General features: G+C 46.5%; 13 protein-coding genes. 1 reads left to right on the top strand and 12 read right to left on the bottom strand.

Annotation, left to right across the window (positions count from 1 at the left end; translation table 11 throughout):
• Positions 1 to 36: 36 nt before the first annotated feature.
• The 9 genes from A3860_RS22860 to A3860_RS22820 form a co-directional block, all read right to left on the bottom strand.
• Positions 37 to 753, bottom strand: coding sequence for a LytR/AlgR family response regulator transcription factor (locus A3860_RS22860; protein WP_245843598.1), 717 nt, complete (start codon positions 751 to 753; stop codon positions 37 to 39).
• On the bottom strand, positions 750 to 1,856 hold the full coding sequence (locus tag A3860_RS22855; RefSeq protein ID WP_245843597.1) for a sensor histidine kinase: 1,107 nt from the start codon (positions 1,854 to 1,856) through the stop codon (positions 750 to 752). The genes A3860_RS22860 and A3860_RS22855 overlap by 4 nt, the downstream gene beginning before the upstream one ends.
• A 41-nt stretch (positions 1,857 to 1,897) precedes the next feature.
• Positions 1,898 to 3,124, bottom strand: coding sequence for an ABC transporter permease (locus tag A3860_RS22850; protein WP_081150335.1), 1,227 nt, complete (start codon positions 3,122 to 3,124; stop codon positions 1,898 to 1,900).
• 164 nt (positions 3,125 to 3,288) lie between these two features.
• A complete protein-coding gene (locus A3860_RS22845) occupies positions 3,289 to 4,035 on the bottom strand; it encodes an ABC transporter ATP-binding protein (RefSeq protein ID WP_081150333.1) in 747 nt (248 codons plus the stop codon).
• 21 nt (positions 4,036 to 4,056) lie between these two features.
• Positions 4,057 to 5,328, bottom strand: a complete 1,272-nt coding sequence (locus A3860_RS22840) for an efflux RND transporter periplasmic adaptor subunit (protein ID WP_081150331.1) — start codon at positions 5,326 to 5,328, stop codon at positions 4,057 to 4,059.
• A 23-nt stretch (positions 5,329 to 5,351) separates the two neighbouring features.
• Positions 5,352 to 6,695, bottom strand: a complete 1,344-nt coding sequence (locus A3860_RS22835) for a TolC family protein (RefSeq protein WP_081150329.1) — start codon at positions 6,693 to 6,695, stop codon at positions 5,352 to 5,354.
• Positions 6,696 to 6,877: 182 nt separating this feature from the next.
• A complete protein-coding gene (locus A3860_RS22830; protein ID WP_081150327.1) occupies positions 6,878 to 7,642 on the bottom strand; it encodes a hypothetical protein in 765 nt (254 codons plus the stop codon).
• Positions 7,629 to 8,777: an RHS repeat-associated core domain-containing protein gene (locus A3860_RS22825; protein ID WP_158085330.1), complete on the bottom strand. Its 1,149-nt coding sequence runs from the start codon at positions 8,775 to 8,777 to the stop codon at positions 7,629 to 7,631. Before A3860_RS22825 ends, A3860_RS22830 begins: the two co-directional genes overlap by 14 nt.
• A gap of 388 nt (positions 8,778 to 9,165) precedes the next feature.
• Complete coding sequence (locus A3860_RS22820; protein WP_245843596.1) at positions 9,166 to 9,777, bottom strand: hypothetical protein; 612 nt, start codon at positions 9,775 to 9,777, stop codon at positions 9,166 to 9,168.
• 219 nt (positions 9,778 to 9,996) lie between these two features.
• Here A3860_RS22820 and A3860_RS41195 point away from each other — a divergent pair, with 219 nt between their 5' ends.
• The gene (locus tag A3860_RS41195; protein ID WP_158085329.1) at positions 9,997 to 10,137 is read left to right on the top strand and encodes a hypothetical protein; all 141 of its coding nucleotides are present in this window, start codon (positions 9,997 to 9,999) and stop codon (positions 10,135 to 10,137) included.
• A gap of 1,354 nt (positions 10,138 to 11,491) precedes the next feature.
• On the opposite strand, the gene A3860_RS22815 is transcribed toward A3860_RS41195, so the two are convergent.
• From A3860_RS22815 to A3860_RS22805, 3 genes are all read right to left on the bottom strand, one after another.
• The gene (locus tag A3860_RS22815) at positions 11,492 to 12,055 is read right to left on the bottom strand and encodes a hypothetical protein (RefSeq protein WP_081150323.1); all 564 of its coding nucleotides are present in this window, start codon (positions 12,053 to 12,055) and stop codon (positions 11,492 to 11,494) included.
• A gap of 38 nt (positions 12,056 to 12,093) precedes the next feature.
• Positions 12,094 to 13,113: a PorP/SprF family type IX secretion system membrane protein gene (locus A3860_RS22810; RefSeq protein WP_081150321.1), complete on the bottom strand. Its 1,020-nt coding sequence runs from the start codon at positions 13,111 to 13,113 to the stop codon at positions 12,094 to 12,096.
• Positions 13,114 to 13,259: 146 nt separating this feature from the next.
• On the bottom strand, positions 13,260 to 15,263 hold the full coding sequence (locus A3860_RS22805; protein ID WP_081150319.1) for an OmpA family protein: 2,004 nt from the start codon (positions 15,261 to 15,263) through the stop codon (positions 13,260 to 13,262).
• Between the last annotated feature and the right edge of the window lie 8 nt (positions 15,264 to 15,271).

Below are 15,271 nucleotides of genomic sequence, written 5' to 3'. Positions count from 1 at the left end.
TTTGTTAAATACTATAACTGGTGTGGCGTGCGTTCTTTATCCCTGGCTTTTACGTTTTGTCAACTGTTCTATTACAGATTGATACGTTTCGCCGACTGGTAATTCCAGTTTATCGATAAATACGCTGGTTTTGCGGACAGCAGTTAAACTATTGATGGAGACAATGTATGATTTATGGATCCTGATAAATTGAGCAGCCGGCAGCTCTTCTTCCATCGCTTTCATACTCATGCGTACCAGCAATGGTTTGGCGGGTGCAACAAAATTTATCTTGACATAATCTTTCAGTCCTTCTATGTAGGTAATATCCTTAAATAATAACTTCACCTGCCGGTATTCGGCATTCACAAAGAAATAAGCGGGGGCCACTTCGGGGGAATGTTTGGCCGCCTTTTTCAACTGGTGCAATTCCCAGGCCTTGTTACAGGCCAGCAGGAAGCGGCTTAACTCAACCGGCTTTAATAAATAATCTACCACATTCAGGTTAAACCCTTCCAGGGCAAACTTTTCATACGCGGTGATCAAAATGAACATGGGCCGCTCGGTAAGGCTTTGAATGAACTGCAAACCGGTGAGCCGCGGCATCTGGATATCGGTAAACACCAGGTCGATCCCGTGCTGCTGCAACACCTTATTGGCCTCCATTACATCTTCACATAAAGCCACCAGCTCCAGGAAGGGAACCTGGCTGATGTAATCTTTTAATAACTGCAGGGCAAAAGGCTCATCATCTATAGCAATACATTTCATCATGGTTGTTGCAGGTTTAATTGTAACGATACCGTGAACCAGTTGTCAATATCGTTTATCAACAGGCTGTACCGGTTTTCATACAATAAATTTAAACGTCTTTTTACATTCTGCAACCCGATGCCCGATGTTTTATCTTTTATTTCATTGGCGCTGCTGTTAAACGTATTGGCCACCCTGAAATAAAGCATATTGCCACTGGTGTACAGCTCAATATCTATCACCGGAAGATCTACAGCGCCGGTTCCATGTTTGAAGGCATTTTCAATAAACGGGATCAGCAACATAGGCGCGATGACGTATTCTTCGTCACCGGGTTCCATGCGCACTTTCAACTGTACTTTATTGCCCATCCGTTGGCGCTGCAGGTCGATATAGCTTTGCAAATACTCCGTTTCCTTTTTCAGCGAAACGGTTTCCTCGTCGGCTTCATACAGGATATACCGCATCAACGACGACAGTTTTATAATAGTGGGCTCCAGCTGGTCGCTTTTTAAGCGGGCCATGGCCAGCATATTATTGAGCACATTGAACATAAAATGCGGACTGATCTGTGACCGTAAGAACGACAATTCCGTCTTCAGGTTTTCTTCCTGCCGTTGTTGCATCAGTTTATCTGACCGTACTTTATCCTGCGCTTGTTTTGAGGCGGTGCCAATTGCCAGCACTGCCATAAAAGGGATCAGGTTAAACAGCGCGCTGTTCAATATTTTGAATGGGTGGCTATGGATGAGGTTGGTGAATAGCCAGCCATGAAAGAATAGCATAATGGCAAACAAGCCCAACGCTGCTCCCGCATAGGCAATATATTTGCGCGTAAAGATCAATTTCGGCGTAAGCACCAGCGCATTAAAATAATACACCGGCCCCCACATTAAACTGGTAAGAATATGCAACAGGAAAAATCCATTGTCATCGGGGTCTTTGGGTCTTGAACCATCGTACCGCATTAAATAAGGCAGCGATAATACAATGGCCCATGCTGCTACGTGCAACACGATCTTTCGCCATGGTATATTATTGGAAGCGCTATTCATAATAATTTGTTGATCTTTTTCATACGGCACGCCTGTATGATGTTTCCAGTTACAGGTTACAGGTTGCAAGTTACAGGTTTCAGGGGCCTTTTCACCATTGACCATTCACCTTACTCATACCGCAATGCTTCAATAGGATCGAGCCGCGATGCTTTTTGCGCCGGGTAATACCCAAAGAACACGCCGGTGATGGCGCAAACCAAAAAGGCTAACAGAATAGAGGATTCGGAAACAAGTGTTGGCCACGACAGGAACACCGACACCAGTTTGGCTGCCGAAACACCCAGTAACACGCCTATAAGGCCACCGGTTATACTGATGAGAACGGCCTCTACCAGGAATTGCAGCAGAATATCAATACCCCGGGCGCCTATCGACATACGCAACCCGATCTCCCGCGTACGTTCCGTTACCGAAACGTACATGATATTCATAATACCGATGCCGCCTACAAATAAGGAGATGCCTGCAATCGCAGCCAGCAATACGGTCAACAGTTCGCTGGTTGAACTGATGGTGCTGATGAGCTCGGCCTGGGTACGCACACTGAAATCATCTTCATCGCCGGCTTGCAGTTTGTGATTGCTGCGCAAAATGGCACTGATCTCCTTCGTAGCCGTATCGGAACTTTGTTCATTGACGGCCGAAGCATAAATACTTTGAATATGCGTAATGGCCAGGATCCTTTTTTGCACTGAAGTGTAAGGCGCCAGCATAATATCATCCTGGTCCTGCCCGAAAGTATTCTCCCCTTTTTCTTCCAGCACGCCAATTACCTTGAACGGGATCTTGTTAAACCGGATGATCTTGCCAACCGGATCTTCGCCGGCCGCAAACAGGTTCTCTACAATGGTTTGCCCTATCAGGCACACTTTGGCCGAAGCATTGACATCTGTCTCAGTAAATGATACGCCTGACTTCAACTTCCATTCCCTGATGGTCAAATAACCCGGACTAACGCCCTGTATGGTGGTAGGCCAGTTTTGTGAATCATTGATCACCTGTCCGCTTGCATTTACTGCCGGTGAAACTGCGGTAACAAAATGCGTTTTACTTTGGATGGCTTTTGCATCTTCCACCCTGAGTGTTTGCAGATCAGAAGCGCCCAGCCTTGCCCCGCCACCCACCGTAACATTGCTCGAGGGGCGAATGTTGATCATATTCGAGCCCATACCCGACAGCTGGCTGCGGATGCTTTGTTTACTACCCTGCCCTATGGCCACCATGGTGATCACCGAACCAACCCCTATAATGATCCCCAGCATTGTTAAAAAAGCCCGTAATTTATTTCGCTGCAAGGCCTTTAGTGCAATGCGGAAGAGATTGTATGTTTTCATAAACTTTATAGTGTTATTAATTGGAACATTACCCGTTCTCAACTGGCGATTGTCAGTTACCGGTTACCGGTGTCCGGTTTCCAGGCCCTTAAAGGGGAATGCTTGCCAGTAATCAGAATGCCATAAATTTGAGCCCGGCAACTGGTACCTGGTAACTGGTAACTTTAATAATCCTCCTTTACCGGTAAAGCCGCCAGCATTTCACGGGCCGATCTCACCTGTTGATTCCGTTCATCTTTTATGATCCTGCCGTCTTTCAATGTAATGGTGCGGCTGCTGAAAGCTGCGATATCGGGTTCATGGGTAACAAACACGATCGTACTCCCCTGCTGATTCAATTCCTGCAGCAACAGCATGATCTCATAGGAAGTGCGCGTATCCAGGTTACCGGTAGCTTCATCGGCCAGGATCATTACCGGTTCATTCACCAGTGCACGGGCAATGGCCACGCGTTGTTGTTGACCGCCCGAAAGCTGGCTGGGCAAATGACCGGCCCTGTCCCCCAGCTTTACCGCCTGTAAGGCCTGCAAGGCTTTTTCGCGGCGTACAGCAGTTGAGATCTTGCTATTGTACAACAAGGGCAACTCTACATTCTCCAATGCTGAGGTGCGAGCCAGCAGGTTGTAGGCCTGAAACACAAAACCGATCTTCTGGTTACGCAGGCGCGCCAGTTCATTGCGCGACAATCCTTTCACATCTACACCGTCGAGCAGGTAAGAACCATTACCCGGCCGATCGAGACAACCCAGCATATTCAACAAAGTAGTTTTACCGGAACCGCTGCTGCCCATAATGGTAACAAACTCGCCCTGCTGCACGGTGAACGATACGCCCTTTAATGCACGCACCGTTTCGCTTCCCATTACAAACTCCCGCTTCAGCTCTTTTATCTCAAGAATTGTTGATGACATGGTCCTTTTTTTTATTAACTGTTATTGTGGGGGCGGTCCCTGGTTCTTATTCTTATTATTACCGCCCGGCGGTTTGGGCATAAACGGACTTGACGCCCCTTTACTGCCACTGCCCTTCTCCGGATTGGTTACCTGGTAACTGGTCACCACCTCATCGGCTTCTGTTATACCCGACAGTATCTGTACTTTGGTTTCATCGGTAAGCCCTGTTTCTACGGGCTGCAACACCAGGCTGCTGTCTTTTTTCAACCACACGAATGTTGGTTTCTTGCCCCCGGTTGGCGGTGCATTAATACCAGTTGGTGGCGCCGGTGGCGCTTCACCACCGGGCTTGCCGGTGGGCGGTCCGCCCGCGATGGCATACTTCATTCGCACCGCTGAATCGGGTTGAAAGGAAAGCGCCTGCGCCGGCACCAATAAAATATTATTGATCTCTTTGGTATACACCGTGATGCTGGCCGTCATCCCGGGTTTTAATTTCAACTCCGCATTAGGTGCATCGACGATAGTGGTATACGTAACTACGTTACTCGATACACTTGGTCGCAACCTGATCTCTTTTACCGTGCCGCTGAATGTATCATTGGGAAAGGCATCGACTGTAAAGATCGCTCTTTGACCCTTTTTTACATTGCCGATATCCGCTTCATCAACCGAAGCCTGTACCTGCATTTTGGTAAGGTCCTTGGCAATGCTGAACAAGGTAGGTGTGCTGAGGCTGGCGGCAACCGTTTGCCCTTCGCTTACACTGCGCGACAATACGGTTCCATCTATGGGCGAATAAATATCGGCAAAGGATAAATTCCTCTGTGCCGAAGCCAGCTGCGCTTTAATGCTGGCTACATTGCCCTTCGCATTGGTGTATAGGTATAAAGCATTTTCCAGCTCCGATTTGCTCACCGCGCCGGCATTGAACAGTTCCTGCTGCCGGTTATAATTACTGGTTTGAAAAACCAGGTTGGCCTGCGCCTGCGACAGGTTGGCCATATACTGTTCTTCCTGCGCCAGCAGCACTGCTTTATCGAGCTGCGCCAATAGTTGACCTTTTTTAACGGGAGCATTAAAATCAACAAACACCGATTTAATAGTGCCGCTAACCTGCGTACCTACGGCTACCGTATCAACCGGTTGTATGGTGCCGGTGGCAGTAACGGTATTGGCTATAGTACCAATGGCAGGATGCGCTGTATGCAGCACCAGCACGCTGGCTTCTTTTTTGAACTTCCAGGCCCAGATACCGGCTGCCACCAACAGCGCCAGTACCGTCCATATGATCCATTTGTATCGTTTCATCTGCGTTATTTTAAAATTCACTGTCAATTGCCTGCTGAAATACCTTTACCGGCGTAGAACGAATACACCTTATTGTACAACAATGCCGAGTATTTCGATTGTACATACGACTGCAGCGCCTGTACGTATGCACTTTTCTGTTGCTGCCATTCGAGAAGGTTCATGGCTCCCAGCCGTAACTGCTCATTGGTAATATCATAGCTTTCCTTACTGGCATTCAACTGAGCTTCGGCCGCCTTGTATTGCGCCATGGCGTTCTGCCAGTTTATAAATGCCTGCTCTACCTGCTGGCTCAGGGTTGTCTTTGTTTCCAGCAACGATAACCTGGCCTGCTCAATGGAGATCTTTGATTTCTCTATATTGGTGCGGTTCGTGCGGCGGCTGTAGATGGGAATACTTACCGAAACCCCGAGCGACTGGTAAAAGTTATTATTCAACTGGGTGAAATAATGGTAGTGCTGGTTGTTACTGTAACCGCTTGCCAGCGCGGCGCTTAAACTAACCGTTGGCTTTCTGCCGGCTTTTACCTTTTCCAGTTCTATTTGCGCCAGTTGTATGCTCAGGTCTTTATTCTTTACTTCGGGCCGGGTGTTCATTGCATCTTCCAGCGCATTTCCTAATGCCGGCGCGGTTGGTGACACGGCAACTGTATCTGGTGCTGCAATGGTTAATTCGTATGTTGGCGGCAATTGCAGCAATTGTTTTAAGGTGAGCGAATTCAGGCGCACCGTATTATTGGCATTTACCAGGTTATATTCATCACTCGCCACCTGCGCTTCTATTTGCACCAGGTCTTTGCGGGCAATGCTGCCGGCCTTGTATTTTATTTGTCCCTGCTTCAATTGTTCTTTGGAAGTAGTGAGCACGGCCTCCAGCGACACTTTATTTTCTTTTGCCAGCAGTATGTTGAACCAGGCCTGGGCAATGCTGAGGCTGATATCGTTTTGCGTTTCCTGCACATTGAGGTTGGCGATCTGTACACTCAGGTCCTTTGATTTGAGATTATTTTTCAGGTAACCGCCATTGTAAAGCGTCACCGAGGAGTTGATGGCATAGTTGCTGCTAAAGCTGGCCTGGGTGGCAAAGCCGCCCACTACCGGGTCGGCACCCTTGCTGTTCACGAGTGACTGCGAAACCGAACCCGTTACATTGGGGTACAGGGCCGCTTTGGATTGCAGCAGGTCCTGTTGCGTAGACTTTGTGGTGAGTTGTAAAGTGTTTATGGAAATATTATGCTGCGATGCATAGTTGATGCAATCGGGCAAGGTCCATTGCTGTGGCAAGGGCTGTGCGGTGCTGTCCTGCGCCTGAACAGCCCTTGTAAGCAAACAGATGCCGGTTAATATGGTGATTATTCCTGTCTTCATATACTGATACTAATGCCCAAATGTAGTTTTGCTTTTTTCGGGGCAATTTGTATATGAGACCAACCGGCAAAAGATTGCGACCAACACTAAAAACAAGAGGCTGCCCTTCGACAGCCCCTAACTATTGGGAAATATATTGGTTATTTATCTATCCCTGAATAATCCGGACAATAAGCGGAGTTCTATTGATAATAAAATCCAATCGTCTGAATAGTATTTAAAGTATATTTTGAAGCAAGATAAAAAGGCCGCTCAGTGGGCGCACCCAATGCGGGGCCATTTGTGGCGAAGGTTGGATGCTCCCAATTATCAAAATGGGAGACGATGGTACGACAACTATCACCCAATTGTTGCAGCGAAAGCGCTTGCACCACGAGTTTTTTGCCAGTCCTATAATGATAAGCATAGTAGCTACTGTCTTCAGTCCAGATAACGCCATCAATTGCGTTATTAGGTAAAAAATTCTCAATGATGTTGAAATGTTCGTTGAGAGTAACCGATGACTGTATTTTTTTGATCTCTTCCCAAATTTTGGGATGAATGATATGAGCAAAGTATACAAGAGAAATGTATTTCGATCGCTGCTTTTCAGTGATCGCACTTCCAATGTATTGCTTTTGGTTATTAAGCAGGACTGACCATGTATTAGTATTTTCCTGGGCGGTCCAATAGGACATAGGTGTTATTTGCCATCCTTGACCGGAAACAGTAACACTATTAGGTTCAATAAACGTATGATTAGGGTTATCTACCTTGTTATATTCTGTATATTGAACTGTCAGCTGAATTCTTTGAGAAGTTATTTCCCACTTATCTTCGTCATCTTCTCCCGGAACAGGGATTTCTATCACTTCTTCAAAATCAAATGTAATGGTACGCCCCCTTCCATCTCCTACTTTTGTCTCCTGACTGCACTCCCATACATCAGTAGACCTAGTTCCAGACAATTCTACCAGTGTTTATTAGATTGTCCCAATAATTAAATTTAAAACCTCCTAGATCCTCATTTAATGATTTAGGGTCCATGCCATCTAGGTCAACAAATTTTATCGGGTTATTAAAGGTATAACTAAAAGTTGAGACCGCTGGATATGAACCAGCATGCGGATCTGGGGCGTGGAACCTACCAATTTGCGGATCGTACATCCTGGCGCTATAATCATACCATTCTAAGCCACTGCCATCACTAAACTCTTTATCTTGCTTCTCCTTTCCATTGTATTTATACTTGTTTTCCTCTCTGCCAAACGCCTTTGAACATAGTGCTGTCATGGTAAGCCCAAAAGGATAATAGTGGGTCTCTTCCAACAAGGGGCCTGTGCGGTGCACTACCGAAAGGTTGTCAAAGTATACGTCCCGGTTCCCTGTCTCGTTGCTTACATAAACATATAAGTATCCGTTCTTGGTAATAGGAATGCCTGATTGGGCTAACGTGGTCAACACATCAGCGCTTCCAACTGGTATGGCTCCGGACTGCGGAAAGCTATTGACATAGGTAAACTGTTCATCCAGTAGTATCCAGTTTAGATAAGCCCTCGGTTTAGTAGCGTTGCTGGTATCGCGGCTGTTTAGAAAAGAATTAATCGGCCCAATCAACGGGCTGGAACCCGTGTTGGCAAGTTCGCTGAGCGTGGCTTTTGTTTCACCGGCTACCGTGACCAGACCGCCAGCAAGTGAGCCCAGAATGTCATTAAGAGCAGAATTATTCCCAATGCCTGCACCAGAGGGGCGATAAAAAGATTTTACCCCAATATCGATCGTGTCGCCAGCCATAACCCTGAGAGTTAGCGATGGACCAATTTTATTGCCACTGCCGTTAACCCATGACACCCATTCATTTGGGTTCGTTATAGATGTATCCACCGGATAACCACCAGGGACAACTGCTGTACTACATGCCGTCAGGGTAACGTTATTAAAGAGTGCGTCTTCCTTTGCGCGATAGTTTGGCTCCATCGATGCCAGATATTTGGCTGTATCTTTTTGATCAGTTAATACCATCCGCACGTTGCCCAGGTGGTCCTTGGCAAAATAATCCACTAAATACTTCCAGGCACTATCCCAATTAGAAAGATGTTTCATTATCCGACGTATGCGGCCTTCGTCATGAGCCATTTGCTGGAATTGATCGTTTTGATAAACAAAGGGACCAATGTAGGTATTTTTAATGGTTGGTTTTCCTGTTTCTGTTATGACTTTTTCAATTTTATTTCCTAATGAAAAACTTCGGCGTGGGCCCCTGCATCCGAATCATGATCTTCCTCATAATGAAAAATTGACTGGTTAATAAATAAACAACAAAACACTATCCACTAACCAGCCGCAATAACCGCGCCTGTGTAACTTACCGGCCGGGGCTCCAGCGCATAGGGCCGTGGCCGGTAAGGTTTGCTTTCTGCAGGTATGGAAGCTTCTATATATGCATACCTACAGTTGGCAAACAGGCACATAGGATAAGGTGGTTGCCGGTTTACTGAATAACCCTGCTAATAACCGGAGATATTACTCTTTGCCCGCCGCGGCTTATAGCTACAACCCGGAACCAGTATTTAGCCATGGAAGTAAGACCGCTATACGTGTAGAACGGGTCCTTGCTCATTTCACTGTGCCATACTGTTTCATCGGTAGGCGGTTGGGCAGTGTATTCGTGGAAATAAATGCGCGCGCCCCGTAACCGTTTTACATTGATAGAGACCTCGCCAGGAGCACCTAACATAACATCCAGTTGTTTAATAACCGGATCTGGCGCATTGCTGCTTCCACCTGAGATGAAGAAACCACTACTTAAGATCTTCAGCCGAATCCCTTTACTGGTGAGGTTTACATAGTCGGCCAATTCGGTTAACAATGCAACCAGTTCTGCTTTCTTGCTGTTTTTCAGGGCAACATCTTCCATATCGCGGCCTTTGGCATTGCCAAGCGCGGATTGGAATTCAGGCAACAATTTTTTCATTGCGGCCAGTGCAGCAGGCGGATCCGGAAAATTGGGGTTACCTTCCATTTTCCCCAGCACGCGATAACCAAAGGTTGCCGTTTCACTGTCGGCCAGGTTTTTGTACGTGCTTACAATTACGTCTTGCATATACAATTTTTTAGGTTAAAAAATTAAGATACCAGCTACAACAGAACCTTAAACAAACTTGATTGGCCAATAAAGCTGAACAAGCAATTCGCAGAATAACAATCAACTGTTTGATACTTGTTGCTTGCTGTATGGTTCGTTATCGGGTGTATGTTCTCAGGTTCCGCATGGCGGACGGCAGCTTTGTAACGAATGTTGATTACAGTCTGCCTATTGATTTTGGAAACATCACTAACAACGAACTTCATCAGCGATTTTCAGTACCAGCAGGGCGGTTATACTTGCGCGCTGTTGACAATGCAAATAAACGCCGCCAAACAATACAATACAGGTTATAACCGGTACCAGTACCCCACCTAACGCAATGATATTCAGCAAGATATTTTTTAAAAAAAGTTTCAGAAACCAGGCAAAGGGTGATAAGAAAATGTAAATGAGGAAGTTAGTGCTGAAAATGGACTGTATGAGAATTGTAAAAAGCTGATTATGAATGGTAATCTGGTAATCATATTGTAAGCTGTAGTTTGATACTTACAGGCAGCTTTGCATTATTGCAGACCTTTCTTGCGTTAATGAACAGTTTTACTTTAAACTTATGTAGTGACTGGAGAGAAAATGTGGTGACATTTTGCAGATATACGAAGGCCGTTGAAAACGTTGTGCGTACTAGTTACAAGGCGCTGATGGCAGTCATTAACTTTATGAAATAAGTTCGCACTGTCTGCGTATAAGTAACAATGTGGTGGAAGCAGTGATCAACCTGGTGGTAGCAGTCATTAACTTTACATAGGAGTTCGCAACTTTGGCCCCAGTGTTCGCAACTTTGGTCCCAATGTTTTGAAGTTTCGCCCCAATGTTTTGAACTTTCCACCCCAATCTTTTAAACTTTCCACAAGAAGTTGCAAACAAGTGCCCCATCGTTTGCAACAAGTGTCCCATCGTTAGCAACAAGTGCCTCATCGTTTGCAACAAGTGTCCCATCGTTTGCAACAAGTGCCTCACCGTTTGCAACAAGTGTCCCCATAGTTCCCAACAAGTGTCCCATAGTTCGCAACAAGTGCCTCATCTTTTGCGACATATGCGGCATAATTAGCAACTTTGGGGCGGCAAATCAAAAAGATAGCGCCGGTTAACTTACAGTTGTGTAATTTGATAAACTTCTTAGTGAAAATTAGAAAAAGAGTCACAAGCCGGCAATTAAAATGGAATCACAAAAGATAAGTTGCCCATTTTACAATTTGCGATCACGCCATAAAGAGAGGAAAGTTGACTCCTTCGATAATGTATTTTACACGCTAAAGGCTACAATTTTTTGCATAACTGTGCCCATTAAATCAAGGGCCGCAAGTATTGCCATCATTTACAGGATGTAACCGGCTCAACAAAACAAAAACCCCCGCGGCCAAGCCGGGGGGCCAAACGTAACGCACGAGAAAAAGCACTGCCATACCTATTTGAATTCCGTTACGTGCTAATACATTAATTACACCTGTAAGGTAGTAGCTATATGAAGTAAGAAGTAAGAGGTAAGAAATTCTCGATCTTCGTACTTCCTACTTCTTACTTCCTACTTCTTACTTCCTACTTCTTACTTCCTACTTCTTACTTCCTACTTCTTACTTCCTACTTCTTACTTCCTACTTCGCCCGCTATTATATACTTACTTTACAATTAAATGCGGAGGTCATTTTCGACAGAACCCGTTACGCTCCTATTAATCTTTCAATCCCAGATATGCCTTTACCGCCTCATAATTATTCCAGTCAACCGCTTTGCGCACCGAAGCGCCACCGGGGATCAGGATATACCGGTATTGCCGCGACTTTTTGCCGGTGGTAGAACTGGTAACCGTTGAAGCATTTACATTGGCATCGATCTCAATGGTATTGGGAGCATAAAAAGGTGAGATCTGTACATCACCTTCAACAAATGGCAGCGGTGTAATTACTTTATTGTCGGGCGTACCAAAGTTTATATACACTTTTATTTCACCGGTCGACAATAAATTATCGGTCACTTTTGGTTCGGTGATCTGCGTAAAGAAAGTACCGCTGGTAGCATCCTGCTGATAGGTGAGATCGAGCCAGGCCGAATATAGTACATTGGCCGTACCGGCATCGCCCTTGTCGCCTTTGTCGCCCTTATCGCCTTTTTCTCCTTTATCACCTTTGTCGCCCTGCGGGCCGGTATCGCCTTTTTTACAGGCAGTGAACGTTAGCCCAATAGCCAGCATACAATAAAAGAAATGGTGCAGACTCCATTGAAATGTGCGTTTCATGATGTTCGTGTTTTTTATGTTTTTGGTTTAATGATTGCTTACCATACGTTCTTCGGACAACCATCGTCGTATTTATTGCCCAACAGAAAGCCCACCATAAATTCATGCGTGCCCTTGCTTACAATATTTAACCCCGAGGTGGTATAATCGTACGAATACCCGATATTGACCTTGTGGCTGATGTTCAACCCTATCATGGCGGCAAACCCATCGTTAAGCCGGTAACCGCCCCCCAGCCAAACCACATCGCGGTACTGCAGTTTGGCGTTGAGATCGATTTGCGTGGGCATGGGCTGCACATACTTTACCATAATGGAAGGGATCAGGTTAAAGTCTTCCCCCAGCAGAAAGCGATACCCGGCCGTAGCAAATACATGCGGCACCATTTTTCCATTGCTGGTTTTAACGGCATTGTCGGAAAAACTTATTTTTTGCGGAATGATCTGTTGTGCGGAGAGGCCCACAAAATAATCAGCCGAATACAGGTACACCCCGGCCATAAAATCGGGCTTCATGGTGTTGGTTAACCCATTGTTGTACACAGCAGGATCTACCTGTACATTACCAAAATCAAGTTTGTTGCTGTTCAGGCTGATATTTGTAAACCCGGCGCCAAAACCGGCGGCCAAACTCGTTCTTACGCTTATCCCTATATGATAGGCGTAAGTGGCATAGGCTGAAAAATAATTCAGTGGGCCCGTACGGTCGTTGATCACCTGCAAGCCCACGCCATGATGCGGCTCTGCGGCGGTATATTCTTCCCAATACCGCTTTCCGCGCGGGTTCTCACCCGGTACATCAAAAGAAGTGGCCGTGGTGCGGTAATCTTTTTTATTCAACGGCGTATGGATGGTCAAATACGAGGTCACCGGCGCATCCTGCAAACCGGCCCATTGATGGCGGTGACTGAGCTTTACATCGGTATAGTTCTCGATGCCTGTTAATGCAGGGTTCAGGATGTACTGATTGAGAATATACTGGGTGTAGTGCGGTTTTTGCTGCGGGTAGGCTACCTGTATGGAAGCCACAACGCAATAGAGTGCTAGTAACTTTTTCATGTGCTACGTTTGAATGTTACCGGTTACCGGATCCCGGTTACCGGGTAAAAAACTCGAGAACCCCGACTATAGATAAATCGATCGACATGTAAGGCCCGGCAACCAGTAACTGGTAACTGGTAACTGGTAACTTGTAACCGGCAACTTCATTTCCCTAATATCTTAAACTCCGTCCTTCTATTTTGCTGCCTTCCCTCCGGATCATCACTGCCATCTTCCTTCTTATTCGGGGCAATGGGTTGGGTGGAACCGTATCCTTTTGCCTGCAGGCGGTTGCGGTCAATGCCTTTGCTGATGAGATAATTGACGCAGGATTGTGCCCTTGCTTCTGACAGGCGCTGGTTGTAGGTTTCGTTACCTATATTATCGGTGTGTGCGCTGAGCTCAATAACAATATCGGGATGCGCATTCAACAGCGCCACCAGTTTATCGAGCGAGGCATGGGATTCGGGTTTCAAAGTGGCCTTATCGAAATCGTAATACACATTATCCATAACCACTGCTGCTGAAACCGGCGGCACATCTTTTACCAGGCAAATAGCCGGATTGATCAGCAGCTCAGCGTCTTCATCGCCGGGTGCATAAAACGGTAAGGAACCACCGCTGTACCCGCTGATAGTGGCCACTGCTTTCAATGGCTGAAACTCATCGAGCGTAAAGGAATAATTGCCGTCACTGGCCGTGGTTTGGGTGTACACTACTTTATTTTGGATAGTATCGAGGATGTTGATCGTAACGCCTGGTAAAGGCGTTTTATCGTCGCAGCTAACAACCTGCCCGCTCACCTGTTTGCGCGGCAGTTTCTTATTCAAATAGAACAACTCCAGGCAGCAGGTAGCTTCGCGGTCACTGCTGAGCCAAACATTTTCCAGCACATTGCGGGCGCTGCCCTTGCTTACGAAGTAAATATCATCTTTCACCGAATTGACGGGGTAACCAAAATTCACCGGCGGCGCCCATTTGTCGATAGTCCCTTTGCTGTAAAAGAAATCGTACCCACCCATACCTACACGGCCATTCCCCGAAAAAACCAGCGTTGCCGAAGGCTCGTGATAATAAGGCGCCTGTTCATCATATACGGTGTTGACCACCTCCCCCATGTTGGCGGTGCGAAATGGGTTACCGTTGGCATCCAGTTCGGCATACCAAAGATCAAAACCGCCAAAACCGCCGGTTTTGTCGCTGGCGTACAGTAAGTATTTTCCGCCGGGCATTACAAAAGGTTGCTGCGTGCTAAAACCGGTTGCGTTGATGGTGCTGTCTAACAATTCCGGTTCTCCCCAGTCATTGCCTTTTTTGCGGCTGCTATAGATGGCAGATACTTTTTTACCTCCTACAATATTCCAACGCGTCAGGAATAGGGTATTACCATCGGGCGTAACACTCACCACGCCCTGGTGTATGGTGGCGCCCTGTGGCAGCGGCAATGGTTTTACGTCGCCGGTTACGCCATCTGTTACCGGCGTGGTATACACCCGGTTTATGTGCGACTGGTGCTGAGCACCCGTACTATCGATGCGGGTGGAGGTGAACAGCAGGGTATTTTCGTTCAGCCATACCGGTGCATAATTGGCGCCTTCCGTATTCAGGGGCGTAGCCGCCTTTTGCACGTTGTACAGTTTCAGGTCTTTCTTTTTTAACTGGGTTTGAATGAACCGCAGACTCATCAATTCCTTTTTCGCCGACTCCCCATACTGATCATCGCTGCGGTGTTCATCGAGGAAATGGTTGAATTCCTTTTCCGACTCGTCGTATTTAGCCAGCGCCCGCAGCTCCAATGCATAATAATAGCGGGCCAGCGGAAACTCAGTGGCACCGGCTTCGAGGGTTTGATTGTAATAATCAGCCGCTTTGGCATGGTCGTGCAACAGCCGGTAACTCTCTGCTACCCGGTACAAAGCCTGCTGGCGGCTGCTTACCGGCCCATTGTTCTTTTTGATAGCTGAGGAAGGAACCGTATAGGGACTGTATTCTTCTTTTTTTAAATGCTGGCTGGCAGTGCCTAAATATTTTTCATAGTACTGCGCCGCAGAATAATAGTCGGCCTTTTTATAATAATTATCTGCAGCCCGCAAATAATCGTAGGTGAACTGGGCCTTTACTGCAATGAGGCTGCAACACAAAATGCCGGTGGCAAATATCTTTTTCATAACTACGT

The organism is Niastella vici, assembly GCF_002077945.1.
Lineage (GTDB): Bacteria > Bacteroidota > Bacteroidia > Chitinophagales > Chitinophagaceae > Niastella > Niastella vici.
The sequence above is the reverse complement of the archived record's forward strand: the minus strand, read 5'-3'. Positions and strand labels throughout refer to the sequence as shown.